23 protein-coding genes, 1 tRNA gene and 1 pseudogene are annotated in these 20,296 nt (G+C 65.4%); 16 read left to right on the plus strand and 9 right to left on the minus strand.

All coding sequences use genetic code 11. From position 1 onward, the window contains the following. The first annotated feature begins 30 nt into the window (after positions 1 to 30). From pnuC to ACSQ12_RS03760, 7 genes are all read left to right on the plus strand, one after another. Positions 31 to 699, plus strand: a complete 669-nt coding sequence (gene pnuC / locus ACSQ12_RS03730) for a nicotinamide riboside transporter PnuC (RefSeq protein ID WP_436064388.1) — start codon at positions 31 to 33, stop codon at positions 697 to 699. Between the two features lies 1 nt (position 700). Further along, complete coding sequence (locus tag ACSQ12_RS03735) at positions 701 to 1,810, plus strand: AAA family ATPase (protein ID WP_436064389.1); 1,110 nt, start codon at positions 701 to 703, stop codon at positions 1,808 to 1,810. Further along, a complete protein-coding gene (locus tag ACSQ12_RS03740) occupies positions 1,807 to 2,553 on the plus strand; it encodes an NUDIX hydrolase (protein WP_011690562.1) in 747 nt (248 codons plus the stop codon). Before ACSQ12_RS03735 ends, ACSQ12_RS03740 begins: the two co-directional genes overlap by 4 nt. 261 nt (positions 2,554 to 2,814) lie before the next feature. Beyond that, positions 2,815 to 3,405, plus strand: a complete 591-nt coding sequence (locus tag ACSQ12_RS03745; protein WP_436064390.1) for a hypothetical protein — start codon at positions 2,815 to 2,817, stop codon at positions 3,403 to 3,405. Further along, complete coding sequence (locus tag ACSQ12_RS03750; RefSeq protein ID WP_011690565.1) at positions 3,405 to 4,040, plus strand: hypothetical protein; 636 nt, start codon at positions 3,405 to 3,407, stop codon at positions 4,038 to 4,040. Before ACSQ12_RS03745 ends, ACSQ12_RS03750 begins: the two co-directional genes overlap by 1 nt. Before the next feature lie 105 nt (positions 4,041 to 4,145). After that, positions 4,146 to 4,874: a PspA/IM30 family protein gene (locus tag ACSQ12_RS03755; protein ID WP_436064391.1), complete on the plus strand. Its 729-nt coding sequence runs from the start codon at positions 4,146 to 4,148 to the stop codon at positions 4,872 to 4,874. 32 nt (positions 4,875 to 4,906) lie between these two features. Further along, positions 4,907 to 5,098 carry a helix-turn-helix domain-containing protein gene (locus ACSQ12_RS03760; protein ID WP_436064392.1) on the plus strand — a complete coding sequence of 64 codons (192 nt, stop codon included), beginning with the start codon at positions 4,907 to 4,909 and terminating at the stop codon, positions 5,096 to 5,098. A 222-nt stretch (positions 5,099 to 5,320) separates the two neighbouring features. On the opposite strand, the gene ACSQ12_RS03765 is transcribed toward ACSQ12_RS03760, so the two are convergent. The 3 genes and pseudogenes from ACSQ12_RS03765 to ACSQ12_RS03775 all read right to left on the minus strand — a co-directional run bounded on the left by ACSQ12_RS03765 (position 5,321) and on the right by ACSQ12_RS03775 (position 6,658). Then, positions 5,321 to 5,788, minus strand: coding sequence for a peptidase inhibitor family I36 protein (locus ACSQ12_RS03765; RefSeq protein ID WP_436064393.1), 468 nt, complete (start codon positions 5,786 to 5,788; stop codon positions 5,321 to 5,323). A gap of 261 nt (positions 5,789 to 6,049) precedes the next feature. Continuing rightward, a pseudogene (locus tag ACSQ12_RS03770) lies at positions 6,050 to 6,280 on the minus strand (helix-turn-helix domain-containing protein); the annotation flags it as partial. A 305-nt stretch (positions 6,281 to 6,585) separates the two neighbouring features. Beyond that, positions 6,586 to 6,658: transfer RNA gene (locus ACSQ12_RS03775), tRNA-Thr, on the minus strand. Between the two features lie 237 nt (positions 6,659 to 6,895). On the opposite strand from ACSQ12_RS03775, the gene ACSQ12_RS03780 reads away from it, so the two are divergent. Next, the gene (locus ACSQ12_RS03780) at positions 6,896 to 7,663 is read left to right on the plus strand and encodes an HAD family hydrolase (RefSeq protein WP_436064394.1); all 768 of its coding nucleotides are present in this window, start codon (positions 6,896 to 6,898) and stop codon (positions 7,661 to 7,663) included. A 30-nt stretch (positions 7,664 to 7,693) separates the two neighbouring features. Here ACSQ12_RS03780 and ACSQ12_RS03785 read toward each other — a convergent pair whose 3' ends face one another. The 3 genes from ACSQ12_RS03785 to tmk are packed head-to-tail and all read right to left on the minus strand — an operon-like array spanning position 7,694 to position 11,138. Beyond that, positions 7,694 to 9,268: an alpha/beta hydrolase gene (locus ACSQ12_RS03785; protein WP_436064395.1), complete on the minus strand. Its 1,575-nt coding sequence runs from the start codon at positions 9,266 to 9,268 to the stop codon at positions 7,694 to 7,696. Positions 9,269 to 9,318: 50 nt separating this feature from the next. Further along, entirely contained in the window at positions 9,319 to 10,461 is a 1,143-nt protein-coding gene (locus ACSQ12_RS03790; protein ID WP_209747308.1) for a DNA polymerase III subunit delta', read from the minus strand. After that, entirely contained in the window at positions 10,458 to 11,138 is a 681-nt protein-coding gene (tmk, locus tag ACSQ12_RS03795) for a dTMP kinase (protein WP_436064396.1), read from the minus strand. The genes ACSQ12_RS03790 and tmk overlap by 4 nt, the downstream gene beginning before the upstream one ends. A gap of 89 nt (positions 11,139 to 11,227) precedes the next feature. Between tmk and ACSQ12_RS03800 the strand changes: the two genes are divergently transcribed. Next, positions 11,228 to 12,412 (plus strand): trans-sulfuration enzyme family protein, encoded by a 1,185-nt coding sequence (locus ACSQ12_RS03800; protein ID WP_436064397.1) that lies wholly within the window; start codon positions 11,228 to 11,230, stop codon positions 12,410 to 12,412. 9 nt (positions 12,413 to 12,421) lie between these two features. Beyond that, complete coding sequence (locus tag ACSQ12_RS03805) at positions 12,422 to 12,775, plus strand: DUF2516 family protein (protein ID WP_436064398.1); 354 nt, start codon at positions 12,422 to 12,424, stop codon at positions 12,773 to 12,775. Between the two features lie 25 nt (positions 12,776 to 12,800). Here ACSQ12_RS03805 and ACSQ12_RS03810 read toward each other — a convergent pair whose 3' ends face one another. Next, positions 12,801 to 13,670, minus strand: coding sequence for a class I SAM-dependent methyltransferase (locus tag ACSQ12_RS03810; protein ID WP_436064399.1), 870 nt, complete (start codon positions 13,668 to 13,670; stop codon positions 12,801 to 12,803). A 101-nt stretch (positions 13,671 to 13,771) separates the two neighbouring features. Here ACSQ12_RS03810 and ACSQ12_RS03815 point away from each other — a divergent pair, with 101 nt between their 5' ends. Beyond that, positions 13,772 to 14,518, plus strand: a complete 747-nt coding sequence (locus ACSQ12_RS03815) for a phosphoglyceromutase (RefSeq protein ID WP_209752775.1) — start codon at positions 13,772 to 13,774, stop codon at positions 14,516 to 14,518. A 75-nt stretch (positions 14,519 to 14,593) separates the two neighbouring features. Here ACSQ12_RS03815 and phoU read toward each other — a convergent pair whose 3' ends face one another. After that, entirely contained in the window at positions 14,594 to 15,256 is a 663-nt protein-coding gene (gene phoU / locus ACSQ12_RS03820; RefSeq protein ID WP_209747299.1) for a phosphate signaling complex protein PhoU, read from the minus strand. Positions 15,257 to 15,462: 206 nt separating this feature from the next. On the opposite strand from phoU, the gene ACSQ12_RS03825 reads away from it, so the two are divergent. Next, the gene (locus tag ACSQ12_RS03825) at positions 15,463 to 16,683 is read left to right on the plus strand and encodes a sensor histidine kinase (protein ID WP_436066926.1); all 1,221 of its coding nucleotides are present in this window, start codon (positions 15,463 to 15,465) and stop codon (positions 16,681 to 16,683) included. After that, positions 16,680 to 17,360 carry a response regulator transcription factor gene (locus ACSQ12_RS03830; RefSeq protein WP_011690590.1) on the plus strand — a complete coding sequence of 227 codons (681 nt, stop codon included), beginning with the start codon at positions 16,680 to 16,682 and terminating at the stop codon, positions 17,358 to 17,360. The genes ACSQ12_RS03825 and ACSQ12_RS03830 overlap by 4 nt, the downstream gene beginning before the upstream one ends. Before the next feature lie 106 nt (positions 17,361 to 17,466). On the opposite strand, the gene ACSQ12_RS03835 is transcribed toward ACSQ12_RS03830, so the two are convergent. Continuing rightward, complete coding sequence (locus ACSQ12_RS03835) at positions 17,467 to 18,003, minus strand: hypothetical protein (protein WP_436066927.1); 537 nt, start codon at positions 18,001 to 18,003, stop codon at positions 17,467 to 17,469. A gap of 351 nt (positions 18,004 to 18,354) precedes the next feature. Between ACSQ12_RS03835 and ACSQ12_RS03840 the strand changes: the two genes are divergently transcribed. From ACSQ12_RS03840 to ispF, 3 genes are all read left to right on the plus strand, one after another. Next, a complete protein-coding gene (locus tag ACSQ12_RS03840) occupies positions 18,355 to 18,837 on the plus strand; it encodes a CarD family transcriptional regulator (RefSeq protein WP_011690592.1) in 483 nt (160 codons plus the stop codon). 112 nt (positions 18,838 to 18,949) lie between these two features. Next, positions 18,950 to 19,771 carry a 2-C-methyl-D-erythritol 4-phosphate cytidylyltransferase gene (ispD, locus tag ACSQ12_RS03845; RefSeq protein ID WP_436064400.1) on the plus strand — a complete coding sequence of 274 codons (822 nt, stop codon included), beginning with the start codon at positions 18,950 to 18,952 and terminating at the stop codon, positions 19,769 to 19,771. 2 nt (positions 19,772 to 19,773) lie between these two features. After that, positions 19,774 to 20,268, plus strand: coding sequence for a 2-C-methyl-D-erythritol 2,4-cyclodiphosphate synthase (gene ispF, locus ACSQ12_RS03850; protein ID WP_436064401.1), 495 nt, complete (start codon positions 19,774 to 19,776; stop codon positions 20,266 to 20,268). Positions 20,269 to 20,296 lie beyond the last annotated feature (28 nt).

The following is a 20,296-nucleotide window of genomic DNA, read 5'->3' on the forward strand; positions in this document are numbered from 1 at the left end:
TGTCAGCTTGATAACAATGATGGGAGCGACATGAATGCCCTGCTCGACTGGATGAACTCCGCAGCCATCCCCAACCTCCTCGGCAACCCCGTGAGCTGGATCGAGATCATCGGTTTCGTCACCGGCGCCGCCTGCGTCTACGGGGTCGCCCGGCAGAAACTGTGGAACTGGCCCATAGGCATCCTGAACAACCTGGCGTTCATCGTCCTGTTCTTGGGCGCCGGCCTCTACGGCGAAACCGTCCTGCAGATCATCTTCGCCGCCGTCGCCATCTACGGCTGGTACAACTGGATCCGTGGCAACGCCGCCACCGACGGCACGAACGACCTTCCCATCCGGGATGCCAACCCCAAGGAGATGATCCTCGGACTGGGCGCCACCGTGGCAGGTACGGCCGGGGTCGCCATGATCCTCACCCACGGCACCGACTCTGTAGTGCCCTGGCCGGACGCATTCGCCTTGACCGCCTCCCTGGTCGCCACGTACGGGCAGGCGAAGAAGATCTTTCAGCACTGGTACGTGTGGATCCTCATCGACGTTGTCTCCATCCCGCTGTACTTCAGCCGCGGCCTGACGCTCACTGCAATCCTCTACATCGGCTTCCTCGCCCTGTGCATCTACGGACTCATCGACTGGAAGCGCACACGCACCCTGCAAGCCCCGGCCGCCTCTCCCGAGCCCGTCACGGCAGGAGCCTGAGATGTACAAGAACTCCATGGTCATCGGCAAGTTCTACCCGCCGCACGCCGGCCACGCCCACCTGATCAACACCGCCGCCGCACAGTCCGAGAACGTCTCGGTCCTGGTCCTGGGCAACCGCTTCGAGTCCATCACCGTCGCCGACCGGACCATATGGCTGGCGGCAGAGTTCGAGGACATCGCCGGAGTGCACGTTATCGGGATGCCCAACGACTGCCCGGAAGACTATGACTCCGAGGAGATCTGGAAGGCGCAGAGCGAACTGATGCGCCTGGCCCTGAAGACCCGCGGGGTGACAGAAGTCGAGGCGGTGTTCAGCTCCGAAGAATACGGGGCCCAGCTCGCCCAGGCGTTCGGTGCCGAGCACGTCCTCGTGGACCAGTCACGGACCACGTTCCCGATCAGCGGGACACTCTGCCGGGATGACCTCGGGTCCGCCTGGCCCTTCATTATCGGCACTGCCCGGCAGGGCCTGGCCACCCGGATCATCCTCGTCGGCGCCGAATCCAGCGGTACCAGCACCTTGGCCGAGGCGCTCACCGAGCACTACCGGCCACGGTTTCCCGGGATCACAGATGTCCCCGAATACGGCCGCGACTACACGTACGAAAAGTTCGACGCCCTGCGCGCAAAGATGCCGGAAGCCGTCCTTGAGGACATGGTCTGGAATGAGCAGGACTTTGGCCGCATCGCGACCCGGCAGAATGAGATGGAGAACGCCGCGGCTGATGCCTGTCCGCTGGTTATCGCCGACACCGACTCACTGGCCACCACCCTCTGGGAACGGTTCTACATCGGCGAACGCAGCTACGGTTCCTACCTCGCCGCCAGCAACCTGCCGCCCCGGGACCTGTACCTGATCACCGATCACGAAGGTGTGGAATTCGAAGACGACGGGTGGCGCGAAGGCGAACACCGCCGGGCCGAAATGACCGAATGGTTCAAGGAGGCCCTGACCGCAGAAGGCCACTCCTGGATCCTGGTCAGCGGCGACCACGAACGCCGCAAGCAGACCGCCGTCGAGATCATCGAGCTCATCCTCATGCAACGGAGCAAATTCACTTCGCCTCCCTGGGCTACCCGCACCGTCCTGGAAGGAGCGGCGGTATGAGCCGCAACTCAAAGGCCGAGAAGGAGTTCCTGGACAGCTACAAGCCCAAGGACTACCCCTCGATCGCACTGACGGCCGACCTGGTGGTCTTCGCGGTATCCGGGGGAGTGCTGCACACCGCCCTCGTCCGCCGCGGCGGCCACCCGTTCAAAGGCGCGCTGGCGCTTCCCGGCGGATTCGTCGGCCCCCAGGAATCCGCTGAACAGGCCGCATACCGGGAGCTCGCCGAAGAAACCAGCCTGGATTTGGGGCAGCTGCCGGTGCACGTCGAGCAGCTGGCCACCTACACCAATCCGGACCGGGACCCCAGAATGCGGGTGGTCTCCGTGGCACATCTGGCATTACTGGCCACCGACGGCCAGGCCCTGCCGGAGATCTCCGCCGGAACTGACGCCTCATCCGCAGCCTGGCACCCGGTCCACGACGTGCTCGATAGCGGGAACCTCGCGTTCGACCACGCCGCCATCCTGCGCGACGGACTGAACCGGCTCGCCGGAAAAATGGAATACACCACCGTGGCCGCCCGGCTGCTGCCCGCCGAGTTCACCATGACCCAGCTCCGCACCGTCTACGACGCTGTGTGGAACACCACTCTGACAGCGGGGAACTTCACCCGCAAGATGATGCCCCAGCTCGAAGACACCGGCAGGAAGTCACAAGCGGCCACAGGCGCCCCGGCAGCCTTGTTCACCGCCACCGACCGGCACATCCACCCACCGCTGACCAAACCCAGGGCGGGATGATGCAGACGGTAACGTATCTTTGCCATCCTGACCGGCGCCACCATGACGCAGCCAGTGTCCGCTAGGCTGGCACTAGCCGGACGCGTCCAGCGAGATATTGGGTGAATCAGTGCGAATCGAGTTTTGGGGAGGGCTCTGCCTTGCAATCCTTCGTGAGCTGCCGCCGCCAGCCCCCGCTCCTGCGCCGGTCGTGGCGCCGACACAGACGATAGAGGATGCTCTGGCTTTGGCTACCGGTCAGCGCTCGGACCAGTCCAACCCATGAAACGCAGAGAAGTCTGGGGGAGCGCCCTTATCGTCACAGCGGCTCTGTGTACCTGGGCAGACCTTGCCATCAGTGAGGCGTACGGGGCCGCCGCCCGGAAGGACCTGTTCCTCTACGTCGGCATCCCTGCGGACTCCGTCGCGTCCTGGTTCCTGATCATGGCGCTCCTGTCTGGCGCCGTTGGATTGTCTCTCCTGCTCCCGGCAATGACCGGCCGCATCACCAAAAGGGCACCACGGCGCATCATCGGCTGGACCATAGTGACCGCGGCCGCGGCTGCCGTGCCGTGCGTCGGCCTGATCTTCATCTTCACGGCCCTGGGCGCATTCGGCATCGGGGACACCGTAAAGGTTACAGCCGCGGACGGGCAGTCCGTACTCATCAAACAGGACGGGTTCGACGGCGACAGCGTCGTCGTCTACACCGAGCACGACGAGTTCCACTACAAGCGGGCCAATAGCGCTCCTGAGCTTTCGGGCTGGCCGCGGATCAAAGACCAGGACTGCCAGCTCGAATCCGCCGCGAACGTGCTGCAGTTGAGATGCGGAGTTAGGACAGTAACCATCCACTCAGAAGGCAGAAGTTGATGACTCACACACCTGCAAGGATGCAGCCGGCCCATCCCTTGGATTACTGGCTCTCCCCGGACCTGGCCAGGGTCAGCCCGCCGAACGCCCCGTCCCGGCTCCGGCAACTGGCCGATGCCCAGGGAACCCTGGCGGCCGCCTGGAGCAGCGCGATCAGCGGCGGACCCGTCCTTGTCCTCACGGGCGGTTTCGTCTCAGTCCTGACCGGGAATCCCGTCTGGGTGCTGGTTTTGGGCCTGATCGGCGCCGCTCTCACCGTCGCCGGGCTGCTGGCCTGGAAACGGGTCCGCGCCACCGTCCCCAGCACCGATACGGCCCTCATCACCCGAGGCCCCGGCAGCGCCCGCGGCGGCATCACCATGGTGGCCGTCCTGGCCGGCCTCACGGGCGCAGGCATGGCAGCAACCCTTCCTTCGGCCGAAGAGCGCGGCACCGTTGTTGCGCTGGTCGGTGCGTACCTGCTCCTCGTGGCCCTCCTGACGGCCTGCATTCTGGTCCCCTCGGCGGTGATGGGCCGGGCCCGCCAGTCCTTCCGCCGGCGGCTCCACACGGACCCGCACCTCCGGAGGGCTGTGGAAGGCGACCTGGCCACCTGGCGGGACCCGTACGGCAACGCCGGCTACGGTCCGCTCTAAGGAGCCGGGCAGCTGGGATAGGCAGCCAGTGCCGGATCCCCGCGTCTGGTCTCTGGCCCTGCCGTACACATAGAATCCGAATTGCCACACCGATAGAAAGACACCGTGAAGCAGAGTATTTTCGCCCGCGTCGGCCAGCTCGCGAAGGCCAACATCAACGCCCTCCTGGATTCCGCGGAAGATCCGCAGAAGATGCTGGACCAAATGGTCCGGGACTACTCGGCGAACATCCGGGAGGCTGAGGCTGCCGTCGCCCAGACCATCGGCAATCTCCGGATGGCCGAGGACGACCACGCCCGCGCCGTCAACGACGCCAACACCTGGGGTCACAAGGCGGTCGCCGCCTCCCGCAAAGCTGACGAGTTCCGGGCCGCCGGAAACGGCGTTGACGCCGACAAGTTCGACGCCCTCGCCAGGCTCGCTCTTCAGCGGCAGATGTCCGCCGAATCCACCGCCAAGTCCCATGCGCCCGGCCTGGCCGCGCAGAACCAGGTCGTCGACCAGCTCAAGCACGGTCTGGACCAGATGAGGGGCAAGCTCGGGGAGCTGACCGCCAAACGAAACCAGCTGGTCAACCGGGCCAGGGTCGCCGCCGCGCAATCCCAGGTCAACGACGCCCTCAAGGCCCTGGACGCCGGCGACCCGACGTCGGCCATCGGCCGGTACGAAGAGAATATCCGCCGCCAGGAGGCCACGGTCCGTGGCCGGCAGGAACTCGCCGCCTCATCCTTGGAGGCCCAGTTCGCCTCTTTGGAAGACCTCGGCGAGCAGACCGAAGTGGAAGCCCGCCTCGCCGCGCTGAAGTCCATCGACCGGAAAGCCATCGACTACTAGGGGGCGCCCATGTCCGCGCATAGGGGTGCCGGGTGACCGACGAGCCCGTAAAGCGCCGCTTTCTGACGATCAAGCAGGCAGCCGAAGAGCTGAACGTGAAGACGAGCCTCATCCGGGGCCTGATAAAGACCGGGGAGCTGCGCGCCATCCAGGTCGGCGGCCGAGGTTCTTTTGGGCGACCCGCTGGGTTAAGGCCGGTCGTGCCTGCGACTACGCGGCAATAGGGGTGTCGTTATTCGTTTCTGTGCGGTTCGTGAGGATCGTCGGGCTGGCTTCGGTACGTTCCCCCAGTCAACATGAAGGCCGGCACTCACATGACGGGTGCCGGCCTTCCGTGTGTTTTTCTGGTCACTCAATTTCTAGTGAACCCAGGTGTTGCGGTTGGTGCGCAGGTTTTGGCATTGCCTTGGGAGGAGGCGGCATTGCTGCCTCGGTGCAGTGTTGGGCTAAGCCCAGGACTGGTCCCGTTGGATGCATTCCGCCCCGCCATCAGACCCCCATAAAAAGATCGAAGAAATGTCGTTTTTAGCGTTGATGGCGGACAGGTTCACACGCGAGCCGGGGGGCAGCACGCCAGACCCGCCTCTGTAATCGCAGTTGGCGTCTTTGTACCAGTAGAGGTGTTTGCCGGTGTTATTGATCACTGATGCGGCGTTGTTGTTGACTTGGACGCCCCATCCGTTCCGGCCAGCCGGGCCATCTGTGAACAGTTCGTTGCCCAGGCCTGCGTCGCTGTAGGCGTAGTCGGCCCGTGCCCCTTGGAAATCGGAATTGAAGTAGAAGCACACCCGTTCTGATGGGCATGCTGTACCTGTACCTGAAGCGTTGGCAGCGGGCGCGCCCGCAAGAAATGCGCTGGCCCCCAGAGCCAGAACGGCTCCGGCAGTAGCTGTTTTATGCTTCGTGAGTTTCATGATGTTCCCCAGTCACTTTTGCTAGCGGACTTGTCATCCGGGTGCCCAACGGAGGCGCCTCCATCATTCTCTGGCGTCCCTGTCTCTTGCAGCCATGGGGACATCTGCCCTAACCCCGCGTGGCTGGTCCGCGACGCCACGTTCAGCCTTTCTGCGTCCGTTGGCTGCCATGACGGCCGCGGGCCTGGTGAGGAACCCGGCGCAGGTCGGGCCTTTCTCGTCGGGCAGGACCTCGGCGTAAGCGAGCCGGGTGTAGTCAACGATGTTCGCCGGGGTGGCGTGCGGGCATGATTTTGGCCTGGAGCTGCGATCTTGAAGACCGTCCCAACCATGGGCCCGGTACCGGCTGATCCAGCGGTGGGCGCAGGTCCGGGAGATGCCCAGTTCTTTGGCCACATGCGCAATCGGACGGCCGCCCAAAACGCGTTCGACGAGGATCCGCCTTCCGGTCGGGGTCAGGCGGCGTGAATCGAGCCCCTCCAGGGTGCGCATTGAACCCGCTTCGTCCGCAGCCGAAGCCAACGTAATCTGCTCCGGGAGGTGCCTGAGTTTTCAAGCAGGGCCCTCTGCCCATTCGGCTGGCGTCGTGTCCCTAATCATCGGCTCACAGTAGCGCCGGATCCGGCAGCATGTCCTTGATGCGCGGCTAGAATCGCCCCACATTTGAAGATGGAAATCGGATGGAGGGAGACCAAAGTGTGCCATAAGTGTGCCCTGGACCTTCGCGAGGACTTCGGCTTAACCAGCGAAAAACCCCGGAAACCCCTAGATTTAGGGGCTGTCCGGGGTTTATCCCGAGCTTCCTATCAGAATCGAACTGATGACCTTTTCATTACGAGTGAAACGCTCTACCGACTGAGCTAAGGAAGCACCGCATGAAATTCCCGGAAGAACCGGGCGGATCATGCAAGAGACAACTGTAATAGAGTCCCTTGCCCGGGTCAAAATGAGCGGATCAGGCGCCCGCAGAATGGCCGTGGCGGACGTTGTCTGGATGTTCACCCGGCGGTCGGGGCGGGTTCAGCAACGGGTCCCGAAGGGCCCGCACTGTGGAACGACCAAATGCGGCCGCGTCGGCGGGCGCTTCTCAGCGAAGGGGCTTGGGCCATGACTCCGGACACAGCAGACACATCCGCACGGCACGCAGCCTCCGCGCTGGACCCCACGCTGCCGTGGGCCGCCCGGGATGGCCGGCAGGGAGTCCGGCTGGCTGTGCTGGCGATGGTGGGAACAACAGTTTTCGACGGCGGCCTGTTGGAGCGTGCCATGACCCGCACCCTTACCGACCAGGGCGTAGCGGAAGGATCTGTGCAGTTTGAGCGCATGCTTCGGTACGCCAGGGACACCTCGGGGATGTCAAAACTCGCCGTGTTCAACCACCTGTTCGAGGAGCGGTCGAGGGCCGCGGCAGCGAACACCTTCTTTGAGCGCAGCTGCGATGAACTGATAGCCGACGGCATCATCCGGGCGGTTCCCGGCGCCGAGGACGCCATTGGCTGGCTGCGCGAAGCAGGCATCATGGTCTGCCTTGCCACCGGGTTCGGCCGCCACACGCAGAACATGGTGCTGGAGAGCCTGGGCTGGATGGGACTGGCAGACCTGAGCCTCTGCCCCGCCGACGCTGGGCGGGGCAGGCCCTATCCGGACATGATCCTGACGGCCGTCCTGGCGCTGGACCTGGACGACGTCCGGAGCGTTGCCGTCGTGGGTGACAGCTGCGCGGACATCGAATCGGGACTGCGCGCCGGCGCCACCACTGTGGCCGGGGTCCTTACCGGGGCGCACCGGGAGCCGGCGCTGCGCGCGGCGGGTGCCACCGCCGTCGTGCAGTCCATCTGTGACGTGCCGCAGCTGCTGGCGCGACGTTCCGCGTAGCCCGTTACGCCAGGGCGGCAGGCACCCGGCCTAGCACTGCGTGTTGTCCGCGGGTGCCTCGCCGGTCAGGAAGTAGCCGTCCACGGCATCGGTGACGCAGCTGTTCGAGCGGCCGTAAGCGGTGTGCCCTTCGCCCTTCCATGTCACCAGGGAAGCGTTGCCCAGCTGCTTGCGGAGGGCGCCGGCCCATTCCACCGGGGTCGCGGGATCACCTGTGGTGCCCACCACCACAATGGGTGCCGAGCCCGGGTACTCCACGGGTGCCGGCGTGCGGATGCTCTTATAGGGCCAGTCCTGGCAGTTGGTGCCGCCGTAGGCGAAGAAGTAGCCCAGGGTGGGGGATTCCTGCCGGAGCTTCTGCTCTTCGGCCCGCATGGCGGCGGGGTCCGTCACCATGGGGTAGTCAAGGCAGTTGATGGCGTTGAAGGCGAAGGCGCTGTTGGACGTGTACTTGCCGCTCGGATCGCGGTCGGCACCGAAGTCGGCGAGCCGCAGCATCGGTGAGGGATCGCCCTTGAGGGCCGCGTCCAGCGCCTGGGTGAGCAGGGGCCAGTTGTCGTCGTTGTAGAGCGGGAGGATCAGGCCGCTGACGAAGGCGGACCCGGTGACCAGCCTGCCGTCCTGGGCGCGCTGCGGGTTGGCGTCCACGGCCTGCACCACGTCACGGATCTGCTGGACACCGCTGTCCACGGTGCCGCTCAGGGGGCAGTCTTTGTCCCCGAGGCACTTCTGCACGTAGGCGCGGATTGCCTTCTCAAAGGCTCGGGCCTGGCCGCTGGTGAGCTCCTCGTTGCTGAGCGAAGGGTCCAGGGCTCCGTCAAGCACCATGCGGCCCACGTTGTCCGGGAACAGGGAAGCGTAGGTGGAACCCAGGAAGGTGCCGTAGGAGTAGCCCAGGTAGTTCAGTTTGGTGTCGTTGACCACGGCCCGCAGGATGTCCAGGTCCTTGGCGGCGCTGACGGTGTCCACGTGCGCCAGCACCGGGCCGGTCTTTTCGGCGCACTTGGCCGCAGTTGCCTTGTTGTCGGCGAGGGCGGCCGCCAGGCCGGCGTCCGAGCTGAGGTCGTAGTTCTTTGCGCGGGATTCGTCGCGTTCCTGGTCAGTGAGGCAGGTGACGGGGGATGACCGCTTCACGCCGCGGGGGTCGAAGCCCACCAGGTCGTACTTGGCGCGCACTTCACTGGAAATGTTCGTCGCGCCGGCATCCTTGACGAAGTCGTAGCCGGAGCCGCCCGGGCCGCCGGGGTTGACCAGCAGGCTGCCGGTCTTTTTGCCCGTTGCCTTCATTTTGAGGGCCGCGATCTCGATGCTGTCGCCCTCGGGCTTGCTGTAGTCCACGGGCACCTTGATTTTGGCGCACTCGAGCTTGTCCTCGCAGGACGTCCAGGAGACCTCCTGGGAGTAGAAGCTCCGGAGCTCTTCGGGAGCCGCCTCCGCGATGGAAGGGTCGGCTTTGCCTGTGCTCCCGCCGGCTGATCCGCCGTCGGACTGGCCCAGCAGGGTGCAGCCCGTCAACGCGAGCAACACGGCCAGGGTGCCAGCAGCTGCCTTGGCCGCGGCCGATCCGGACCGGGACCGTAGGGGCAGACGTCGGGCAGGCTTCATGCAGGGCTCCTTGAGGGACTTGGCGTGGGCTCGGGGGACATGCGGCGGCACTAGATCAGGCTCGCGGCCATGGATTCAATGGCCAGCAGGGGCGCAACGTTGGTGGTGGTGATCCGCTGGCGGGCCTTGTTGATCGCATCCATGCGGGCCAGTGTTGCCTCCGGACCTGAACGGGCGGCAAACTCAGCCAGCTCGCTCTTGAGTTCAACGTTCACCAGTTCCACGGCGTTCCCCATCTGGATGATCAGCACGTCACGGTAGAACGAGAGCAGGTCCGTGAGCGTCCGGTCAAGTGAATCGGTGATGGAGCGCTTCGCGCGCCGCTTCTGGTCATCCTCCAGCTGTTTGATCTGGCTTCTCATGGCCGGCGGCAGGGTGCCGCTCTCCGGAGCGCCGAGCGTGGCCAGGAGCGCTGCCTTTTCTTCGGCGTCGCGCACTTCGTTGGAGCTGTTGGCTTCCTCGGTGGCGATTTTCACCAGCTTTTCGGCCATCAGGACCGCTGCGGTGATGCCCCGCAGTCCCAGCGGGAAACGGACGGTTTCCATGCGCCGTTCGCGGGCGTCGGCGTCGCGGGCGAGGCGGCGGGCAATGCCGACGTGGCTTTGCGCCGCGCGGGCGGCGCGCTCGGCGAGAGCCGGATCCACGCCGTCGCGCCTCACCAGCAGAGCCGCGACGTCGGCGGCCGGGGGGAGCCGCAGCGCCACCGGCCGGCAGCGGGAACGGATGGTGACCAGGACGTCCGCCGGGGACGGCGCACACAGCATCCATACGGTGCGGGGAGTGGGCTCTTCGATGGCCTTGAGCAGCACATTCGTGGTTCGTTCCGCCATGCGGTCGGCGTCTTCCACCACGATGATCCGCCACCGTCCGGATGAGGGCCGGTTTCCGGCGGTCGAGACCAGTTCCCGGGCTTCGTCAATGGTGATGGTGACTTTTTCGGTGCGGACGAATGCCACATCCGAATGTGTTTCCCCAAGGATGGTCAGGCAGGCCGCGCATTCGCCGCAGCCGCGCCTGGTCACGTCCTCCTGGTCGCAGTTAAGGGCGGCGGCAAAGGCCTTGGCGGCGTTGGACCTGCCGGATCCGGGCGGGCCGGTGAACAGCCAGGCGTGGGTCAGGCCTTCGCCCTGCGCGGCCTGGCGGAGCTGGGCGACGACGGCGGGTTGGCCCTGCAGGTCATCCCAGACGGTCACGGGGCCACGCCTTCTGTGCTGACCTGCCTGGAAAGCTGCCGGGACCCTATCAGCGAGTCCACCCGTGCCAGGATGAGCCCGGCAAGCTCGGCGACCGGCAGGTGGGCCGGAAGCACCAGGTAGTGCTCGGGGCGGTCAGCGGCGAGGTCCAGGAAAGCGGTGCGGATCTTGGCGTGGAATTCGTCGGCTTCTGATTCCATCCGGTCTTCGGCGGCGTCGCCCGCGGTCCGGCGGAGGCGGCCGAGATCGGGGTCGACGTCGAGCAGCACGGTGAGGTCCGGCTGCAGGCCGGAGGTGGCCCATTCGTTCAGGTCCCGCACCGCCGCGGTTCCGAGGTCCCGTCCTGCGCCCTGATAGGCCACCGAGGAATCGATGTAACGGTCGGTGAGGACGATCTCGCCGCGCTCGAGGGCGGGGAGGATGACCTGGTCCGCGTGGGCCGCGCGGGACGCGGCAAAGATCAGGGCTTCGGTGCGGGCGTCGATGTGGCCGTGGCCGTGGTCCAGCACCAGGGACCGCAGCTTTTCGCCGATCGGCGTGCCGCCCGGTTCGCGCGTGCGCAGCACCCGGAATCCCCGCGAGTGAAGGGCCCCGGCCAGTGCTGCGGCCTGCGTGGACTTGCCTGCGCCGTCGCCGCCTTCGAAGGCAATGAACAGTCCGGGGTTCTGGGTAGTCACATGACCAGCCTACCGACAATCACCGACACCGTAGGTGCCGGACCGTAACGCCTTTCCTGCGTTGTGGGCCTCCCACGTACTCTGTGACCATGAGTCTTTCCGAACAGCAGGCTGCCGCGCTGTCGGCTGAAACGGTGGTTGTGGCCGCCGGCCGCCCGCCCCGCAAACGCGATGCGCCAGTCAACCCGCCCATCGTCCTGTCCTCCACTTATTTCGGTACCGGACCGCTCGCAGACGGTGACCGCGGCTACGGGCGTTATTCCAACCCCACCTGGGACCCGTTGGAAGAAGCACTGGGCCAGCTGGAGGGGGCGTCCCTTCCGGGGCTGCTGTACGCCTCCGGACTGGCCGCCGTCAGCTCGGCACTGTCCCTGATCCCCGCCGGGGGAGTGCTGGTGATGCCCTCGCACAGCTACGCCGGTTCATTGGTGATGGCAACGGAACTCGCGGAGAAGGGATTGTTCGAACTTCGCACCGTGGACATTGCGGACACCGACGCCGTGAAGGCACTGCTGGCTCCGGCGGAGGGCAAGCCCGCCAGCATGCTGTGGCTGGAAAGCCCCACCAACCCGATGCTCGGCATCGCGGACATCCGGGCCCTGACCGCCGCAGCCCACGCGGCAGGTGCCATTGTTGTCACCGACAACACCTTTTCCACGCCCCTGGTCCAGCAGCCGCTGAGCCTGGGGTCCGACGTCGTCCTCCACTCCGTGACCAAATACCTGGCCGGGCATTCCGACGTCGTCCTCGGCGCCCTGGTGACCTCCGACGCTGCGATCCGTGCGACGCTGCTGCACCACCGCATCATCCACGGCGGCATCGCCGGACCGTTCGAGGCCTGGCTTGCACTGCGCGGACTACGGACCCTGGCGCTGCGCATCGAGCGTTCGCAGGCGTCGGCGGCCGTCCTTGCCGGGCGGCTGAGCAACCATCCCCGGATCGAGAGCATCCGGTTCCCGGGGCTGGAAACGGATCCCGGCCACGAACGCGCCAAGTCGCAGATGAAGGGCTTCGGTTCCATCCTGTGCGTGCAGATCGCCCCTGCCGGCGGCCTCAACGGGGCCGATGCTGCGGACAAGCTGGTCCGCGCCCTGCACCTGTGGCTGCCCGCCACCTCGCTGGGCGGGGTTGAATCCCTGATTGAACGACGACGCCGCCATGCGGCCGAGCCGGTCAGCGTGCCGGACAACCTGGTCCGCCTGAGCGTCGGGATTGAAAACGTTGAAGACCTCTGGGCCGATTTGGAGCAGGCCTTGGACACGTTGGGCGGCTAGGCTGGGGACGTGGACGGAAAACTGTTGATTCTCTTCGTCGAGACCTGGGTGTATTTCATCCTTGCGCTCGTGGCTTTTGGTCTTGAAGCATGGGCGTTCTTTGATTGCCTGCGCCACAAGGCGAACGCCTTTGAGGCTGTTTCCAAGCGGACCAAGACGTTCTGGCTGGCATTGACCGGCGGTGCTGTGGCCATTGGCGGCCTTTCACTCTTCGGCGGCGGAGGCGGCGGTTTCGGCACCCTGGGCCTGTTCGGGCTCGCGGCGGTCACCGCAGCCTCCGTGTACCTCGCTGACGTGCGACCCGCAGTGAAGGACGCCGGCCGCGGCGGCAGCCGCAACATGGGCCCCTACGGCCCCTGGTAGCAAACGGCCGTGTAACGAGACAACCCTAGGCGGGCGCCACAGCGTCCCAACCCACCGTTAGCTCGCCAAGCCGCCAACGGGCCGGTCCATCCTGGACCGGCCAGCCGCCGTCGAGCATTGAACGGCACATGGCGGTCCACCGTTGCCTGTTCCCGAAAGCGGCCAGCGGCGCTGCGTCCAGCCATGCCTTGTCCAGCGCCTGCAGGAAAGCATGTATTTTCTCCCCGGGCACGTTCCGGTGGATCAGGGCCTTCGGCAGCCGCTCGGCAATCTCCGAGGGCAGTGCGAAGCCGCCGAAGCGCATGGAGATGCTCAGGCTCAGCGGCCCGCCGGCGTCCAGCGCCACCCACGTCACACGCCGTCCAATCTCGTCGCAGGTGCCGTCGATGAACAGCCCGCCGGGGCCGAGCCGGCCCCGGACCAGTGCCCAGATGGCCTCAACGTCCGCTTCCTCGTACTGCCGGAGGACGTTGAACGCCCGGACTATCACCGGGCGCCCGGGCACGGGAATCTCGAATCCGCCCACGTGGAAGCTCAGCCCGTCCCGTTCCAGGGCTTTGGCCGCCCGGACCCGCGCCGGCTCGATTTCTATCCCGGCCAAACGGACATCAGTGCGCACGGTGGACAAACGCTCGAACAGTTCGACGGCGGTAGCCGGCGAGGCGCCGTACCCGAGGTCGACGACCAGCGGGTCCGCTGCCCGCCGCAGCCGCCAGGCCTGCGTCCCCGTGAGCCACCGGTCCAGGCGCCGCATCCGGTTGGGGTTGGTGGTGCCGCGGGTTACATTTCCAACCGGCCTGCTGCTCCTGCCGACGGCGCTGCCGGCGCCACCGCCTCCGCCCCTGGTTCCGCTCCCGGTCCGGGCGGCGGCCACCCGTTCAGCTTTCTGCACCACCGGACAAGCCTAACGGTCCCGCCCCCGGCGTCCCGCCCCGGTTACGCCCACCCGATGTAACGCTCGGCGGTGCCGCAGTCTGCTCGGCTAGGATGAAAACCATGACTTACAAGCTGATTCTGCTGCGCCACGGCCACAGCGAATGGAACGCTAAGAACCTGTTCACCGGCTGGGTGGATGTTGACCTCAACGACCAGGGCCGCGAGGAAGCGGCTCGCGGCGGTGAGCTCCTGGTCGAGAACAATGTTCTCCCGGACGTCCTCTACACCTCCCTCCTGAAGCGGGCCATCAACACGGCAAACATCGCCCTGGACAAGGCCGACCGCGGCTGGATTCCGGTCAAGCGCGACTGGCGCCTGAACGAACGCCACTACGGCGCCCTGCAGGGCAAGGACAAGGCCCAGACGCTGGCCGAATACGGTGAAGAGCAGTTCATGGAGTGGCGCCGTTCCTACGACACCCCGCCGCCGCCCCTGGACGACGACAGCGAGTTCTCCCAGGCGCACGACCCCCGCTACGCAGACCTCGGCGACGCCCTCCCGCGCACCGAATGCCTGAAGGACGTCCTCATCCGCCTGATGCCCTACTGGGAATCGGACATCAAGGAAGACCTCAAGGCCGGGAAGACCGTCCTGGTCACCGCGCACGGCAACTCCCTGCGCGCCCTCGTCAAGCACCTCGACGGCATCAGTGACGAAGCTATCGCCGGCCTGAACATCCCCACCGGAATCCCGCTGGTCTACGACCTCGACGAGGACTTCAAGCCGCTGAACCCCGGCGGCACCTACCTCGACCCCGAGGCCGCTGCCGAGTCCATCAAGGCAGTCGCGAACCAGGGTAAGAAGTAAGCGAACGACGGCGGGCCGGTCACCTGAGGTGACCGGCCCGCCGTCGTTAAGCCCGGATCAAGACCCGGAAAAAAGTCAGCTGATTTCGGTGCTGTGCGGGTGCCACGCGCCCGTGACCAGATAGGTGACTTTCTGGGCGACGGAGACGCCGTGGTCCGCGAAGCGTTCAAAGTAACGGCTGGCAAGGGCAACGTCCACCGTGGTGGCCGGCGACTCGTTCCAGTCGCTGCGGGCGATGGCCTTGAAGACGCTCAGGTGGAGGTCGTTGACGGTCGCGTTTGCCTTGAGGATATCGCGGGCAACTTCGAGGTCGCGTGTTTCCAGGAGTTGTGTGAGCTTGTCCGCGATCAGCTGGTCCTGCTCGGCGAAGCTCTTGAAGGTATCGGCGAGCTGCGGCGGAATCACGTTGGCCGGGTAGCGGAGCCGCGCGAGCTGGGCGATGTGCCGGGCGAGGTCTCCCATGCGCTCCAGCGAGGCACTCATCCGCAGGGAACCCACGATCATCCGAAGGTCGCTGGCAACGGGTCCCTGGAGAGCCAGGATGTCGATGGCCCGCTCGTCCAGGCTGTTCTGCAGGAAGTCGATCCTGGCATCAGCGGCGATGACATCCTGGGCGAGGTCGACGTCAGCCCCCTCGAAGGCAGTCGTGGCCTTGGCGATGGCCTCACTGACCAGCTTTGAAATCTCAACGAGCTGCTCGCCCACCTGTGTGAGCTCCTCCTGAAAAACCTTGCGCACTACGCGTCCTTTCCTTGGAAATCCGTGCCCCCACCGCAGTGGCAGCCGGATTTCGTGTCACCGCTCTGCAGTCCAACTAATAACTCTGCCAGCGTCCGGTGAACTGTTACGCACCTATAGGTGAACGTTAGCTGAACCCGGAGGCGAAACCCATCAGATTCGCTTCCGGCGCCCGGGGCAGAGCATAAGCTGGAGCCGTGGATCCTATGCTCATCGGTGTCATCGCAGGCCTCATCGGTCTGTCATTCGGCATCTTTGGCGTGCTCGCCTTCCGGGTCAGCGAACAGCAGCGCAAACTGGTGGATGTTGAATTCGACGAACCGGCGCTGCCGCCCGGCGCCGCGGAGGTGCTCGCCGTCGTCGGCCGTGCCTTTGTGGTGGTGGACGCGATCGACGGTGTGGTGCGGGCAAGTCCGGCGGCATACGCCTTTGGCCTCGTCCGCGGACACACGGTGGTCCACAAGCAGCTCCTCGATATGACGGCGAGGGTGCGGCGAGACGGTGTGATCCTCGAGAAGCAGTTCGAACTGCCTCGCGGTCCGTTGGGGCAGGGGACCATCATCGTCCAGCTCCGGGCGGCCATGCTCGGTGAGGAATACATCCTGCTGCTGGCGGACGACCGGACCGAGATCACCCGCACCGAGGAGATCCGCAACGACTTCGTGGCCAACGTCTCCCACGAGCTCAAAACTCCGGTCGGCGCCATTTCACTGCTGGCAGAGGCCCTCGAGTCCTCAGCGGACGACGAAGAAGCCGTCCGCCGCTTTGCCAAGCGCATGCAGAAGGAATCGACACGGCTTGCTGCGCTGGTGCAGGACATCATTGAGCTTTCCCGGCTGCAGGGCGCCAATGTGGCGCAGCAGGGGCACCCCGTGGACATCAATTCCGTCATCACCGAGGCTGTGGACCGTTCGCAGCTGCCGGCCGAGAGCAAGAATATTTCCATCGTGGTCGGCGGCCATGTGAACGCCATGGTTTATGGAGACCAGGACCTGCTCGTCACGGCGCTGCGAAACCTGATCGACAACGCCATCCGCTATTCGCCGGAGAACACACGGGTGGGGATCGGCGTGCGAGCCAAGGAAGGCCTGATCTCCATCTCCGTTACCGACCAGGGTGACGGCCTGAGCCCGGAGGACCAGGAGCGGGTCTTTGAGCGCTTCTACCGCGTGGACGCCGCGAGGTCGCGGCAGACCGGCGGTACCGGCCTGGGCCTGAGCATCGTGAAGCACGTTATTTCCAACCACGGCGGCGAAGTGACACTGTGGTCGCAGCCCGGCCAGGGGTCCACTTTCACCATCAGGCTTCCAGAGATGGAGGGGCAGGACGACGGCGACGCCTCCGCGGCGCCGGCACCGGCCGCCCGCAGCACCTCACCCCACAGTAACGACGCCACCGGCGTCCATGAGCAAGGAGCCAGCGCTTGAGCAGGATTCTCATAGTCGAGGACGAGGAGTCGTTCAGCGACCCGCTGTCCTACCTTTTGGGCAAGGAAGGATTCGAGGTGGAGGTCGTGGACAACGGCCTGGACGCCATCACGGAGTTCGACCGCAACGGCGCTGACCTGGTGCTCCTGGACCTCCAGCTGCCCGGCCAGTCCGGCACGGAAGTGTGCCGGCAGCTGCGCCAGCGCTCCTCGGTCCCTGTCATCATGCTGACCGCCAAAGACGCTGAAATCGACAAGGTTGTGGGGCTGGAACTCGGGGCTGACGACTACGTCACGAAACCGTATTCATCCCGGGAACTCGTTGCCCGCGTCAGGGCGGTCCTCCGCCGGCAGGGCGAGCCGGAAGAGCTCATCACCAATACGGTCCAGGCGGGCCCCGTCAGGATGGACGTCGAACGCCACGTGGTGAGCGTGGACGGCGAACAGGTATCGCTGCCGCTGAAGGAATTCGAACTGCTGGAGATGCTGCTTCGCAATTCAGGCCGCGTGCTGACCCGCGGCCAGCTGATCGACAGGGTCTGGGGATCCGACTATGTCGGCGACACCAAGACCCTGGACGTCCACGTCAAAAGGCTGCGCAGCAAGATCGAGCCGGATCCGTCAGCCCCGAGGTACCTCGTGACGGTCCGCGGCCTCGGCTACAAGTTCGAGCCCTAGGCGCAGCGGCCCAGGGTGTGCCGGTCGGCGAAACCGGCACGGCAAAACCGGACAACAAAAAGGAGGGCTCCCGCGCGGCGGGAGCCCTCCTTTTTGTCGTTGCGGGCTAGTGGCTTTCGCTGCTCGTGGGCGTCGGCGTAGCGGTTTCCGAGGGGGTGGGCTCGCTGCCTTCCGGCAGGTACTCCTTGTACTCGGGCAGCGTGGCGTCCAGGACGGGCACCTTGACCTTGGCGGTCTGGTTGGTGCCGTCCTCGGAGATCGTGACCTCGGACAGGGAACCCGGGATGGCCCCCGTGGTACTGAGGATCGCCGGATCCGTGGATTCGTTGAGCAGGGTGTAGGAGTTCTGCTTCACAGACACCTGCGTCTGTGAACCGCGTGCACCGTTGATAGTCAGCTTCACGTCGCTGGACGAGGAGTTGTAAACGGCACCGACCACGCGTCCCGGCTTGTCCTCGCCGGTGGAAACGATCATGAAGTTACGGAGCTGGAGGGGGCCGAGATCTTCCCTGGTGCCGTCCGACGCCGAGTACTGCTCAGAAGTTTGCTGCGGGTTGATGTAGCCGCAGCCGGTCACGGTCAGCAGGCCGATGGCAAGTGCTGCCGTTGCCATTGCCAGCTTGCCGCGCTGGCCCCGGTTCATCGCAGTGAAACGCACGTCACGCACTCCTTGAGAGTCTTGAAACATTATTCAGCCATAGCCTATCCTCAAACGGTCTCAAACAAGGATTCGGGCCGTACACATTAGCGACCGGAAACCCGTCCCGCCTGACCGCTCGGCACCCCGTCGACTGTGCCGCAACCCTGGCCGTCGGCTGACCCCCGCTGCCCTTGGCACACCCCTCTCGATGCACTAATATCTGCATCCGTCAAGGGGTTGGAGGGGGTTGATTGGCCCCATTTTCCTTGTATTTACTGGGTTCGAGGCCCCGATCCGTGCCAGTTGTATGCCTGAATCGTGATAAACTGGTCTGCGGGAAAGGGGAAAGTCCACATGGTTTTTGAGGTCGGCGAGACAGTAGTTTACCCTCACCACGGTGCAGCAAAAATTGAAGAAATCAAGATGCGCACCATCAAGGGCGAAGAGAAAATGTATCTCAAGCTCAAGGTGGCCCAGGGTGATCTGACCATTGAAGTTCCAGCAGAGAACGTTGACCTTGTTGGGGTTCGCGATGTAGTGGGCAAAGAAGGTTTGGAGCATGTCTTTGACGTGCTGCGGGCCGAGTTCACTGAAGAGCCTACCAACTGGTCGCGTCGTTACAAGGCAAATCTGGAGAAGCTTGCTTCCGGGGACGTCATCAAGGTGGCAGAGGTCGTTCGCGACCTGTGGCGCCGTGATCACGACCGCGGCCTTTCCGCAGGTGAGAAGCGTATGCTGGCCAAGGCCCGCCAGATTCTGATTTCAGAACTGGCGCTGGCTGAAAAGACGGATGAAGAGAAGGCTGCAAGCGTTCTCGACGAAGTCTTGGCTTCCTAAGAATTGAACCCCGGTGGCTCACCAGCCGCCGGGGTTTCTTTTTGCCCTTTTTTGGGCGAATCCCGGAATTTTGCCCCGCCCGGGGAGGGTTTGGCCACGTAGTGTTGTGCCCATGAGTGCACGAGAACCTTCCGCCGGATCCGGGCCGGAATCCGGGGACCACGGTCCCCGCCCCGTCGTAGCAGTTGTGCTGGTCGCGGCCGGATCGGGCCAGCGGCTGGGTTACGGCATGCCCAAGGCGAGGGTCCCCCTCGGCGGGGAGCCCATCCTGATGCATGCCCTGCGCGGGATAGTTACCTCTGGCGTCGCGCAGCAGGTGTGCATTGCGCTGCCGCCGGGCGACGGCACCCTCCGGAAGATGTGCGATGACTTCAAGGGCGAACTTGCCGACGGCGGCCCGTTGCTGACGATCGTGGACGGCGGTGCGACGCGCACTGAATCGGTCCGTTCGGCCTTGGCGGCATTGGAAGAGGGGACCCAAGCGGTGCTGGTCCACGACGCCGCTCGTGCCCTGACGCCGGAGTCCGTCTTCCACCGCGTGGTCGACTCCCTGGCGGCCGGCGCGTTGGCAGTCATTCCCGTGATCCCCGTAGTGGATACCGTCAAGACCGTCGAAGCAACGAGTGATGAGGACGCCCGCATTGCGCCGGAGGTGGTGGTGGGCACGGCGCCGCGGGAGAAACTGCGCGCAGTGCAGACCCCGCAGGGATTCGACCTTGGCACGTTGATGAAGGCGCACCGGGAGGCAGCCGGTTTCGACGAAGCCCAGGCCGCCGCCATAACGGATGACGCCATGCTGGTGGAACGCCTGGGTGTCCCCGTCCATGCTGTCCGCGGCGCCAGCCAGTCGCTGAAGATCACCACTCCCTTGGACCTCATCATTGCCGAAGGCCTGCTGGAAGGCCCGCTGGGCGCACGATGGGTGGAGGGCTGAACATGGCACCTCCCATCATTCCGAGGACCGGCATCGGCATCGACGTTCATGCTTTTGCCTCGCCGGACAACCCGCGGGCGCTCTGGCTGGGCGGGCTCCTGTGGGAAGGCGAGCAGGGCCTGGCCGGACACTCCGACGGGGATCCCGTGGCCCACGCCGCGGCAGATGCACTGTTTTCGGCCGCGGGGATCGGGGACCTGGGCACGCATTTCGGCACGGACCGTCCGGAGTTCGCGGGTGCCTCCGGCGTCACCCTCCTTGCCGAGGCGGCCCGTATTGTCCGGGCGGAAGGGTTCGAGATCGGCAACATTGCGGTGCAGTTCGTCGGCAACAGACCCAAATTCGGCCCACGCCGGGAGGAGTCCCAGGCGGTCCTGAGCGCAGCGGCGGGTGCCGCCGTCAGCGTCAGCGCCACCACCAGCGACGGCCTTGGCTTCACCGGCCGCGGGGAGGGCATTTCCGCCCTGGCCACCGCACTGGTGTACCGGGCGGGCTGAGCCGGGTCCCGCGTTTCGCCTAGGCTTA

Source organism: Arthrobacter sp. LjRoot14, assembly GCF_964253905.1.
In the GTDB taxonomy this organism is placed as follows: Bacteria; Actinomycetota; Actinomycetes; order Actinomycetales; family Micrococcaceae; genus Arthrobacter.

Bases quoted from the DNA above. Each gene is read 5' to 3' on its own strand.
- pnuC (WP_436064388.1), top strand. From the start codon at position 31: ATGAATGCCCTGCTCGACTGGATGAACTCCGCAGCCATCCCCAACCTC.
- ACSQ12_RS03735 (WP_436064389.1), top strand. From the start codon at position 701: ATGTACAAGAACTCCATGGTCATCGGCAAGTTCTACCCGCCGCACGCC.
- ACSQ12_RS03740 (WP_011690562.1), top strand. From the start codon at position 1,807: ATGAGCCGCAACTCAAAGGCCGAGAAGGAGTTCCTGGACAGCTACAAG.
- ACSQ12_RS03745 (WP_436064390.1), top strand. From the start codon at position 2,815: ATGAAACGCAGAGAAGTCTGGGGGAGCGCCCTTATCGTCACAGCGGCT.
- ACSQ12_RS03750 (WP_011690565.1), top strand. From the start codon at position 3,405: ATGACTCACACACCTGCAAGGATGCAGCCGGCCCATCCCTTGGATTAC.
- ACSQ12_RS03765 (WP_436064393.1), bottom strand. From the start codon at position 5,788: ATGAAACTCACGAAGCATAAAACAGCTACTGCCGGAGCCGTTCTGGCT.
- ACSQ12_RS03780 (WP_436064394.1), top strand. From the start codon at position 6,896: ATGACTCCGGACACAGCAGACACATCCGCACGGCACGCAGCCTCCGCG.
- ACSQ12_RS03785 (WP_436064395.1), bottom strand. From the start codon at position 9,268: ATGAAGCCTGCCCGACGTCTGCCCCTACGGTCCCGGTCCGGATCGGCC.
- ACSQ12_RS03800 (WP_436064397.1), top strand. From the start codon at position 11,228: ATGAGTCTTTCCGAACAGCAGGCTGCCGCGCTGTCGGCTGAAACGGTG.
- ACSQ12_RS03815 (WP_209752775.1), top strand. From the start codon at position 13,772: ATGACTTACAAGCTGATTCTGCTGCGCCACGGCCACAGCGAATGGAAC.
- ACSQ12_RS03825 (WP_436066926.1), top strand. From the start codon at position 15,463: ATGCTCATCGGTGTCATCGCAGGCCTCATCGGTCTGTCATTCGGCATC.
- ACSQ12_RS03835 (WP_436066927.1), bottom strand. From the start codon at position 18,003: ATGAACCGGGGCCAGCGCGGCAAGCTGGCAATGGCAACGGCAGCACTT.
- ACSQ12_RS03840 (WP_011690592.1), top strand. From the start codon at position 18,355: ATGGTTTTTGAGGTCGGCGAGACAGTAGTTTACCCTCACCACGGTGCA.
- ispD (WP_436064400.1), top strand. From the start codon at position 18,950: ATGAGTGCACGAGAACCTTCCGCCGGATCCGGGCCGGAATCCGGGGAC.
- ispF (WP_436064401.1), top strand. From the start codon at position 19,774: ATGGCACCTCCCATCATTCCGAGGACCGGCATCGGCATCGACGTTCAT.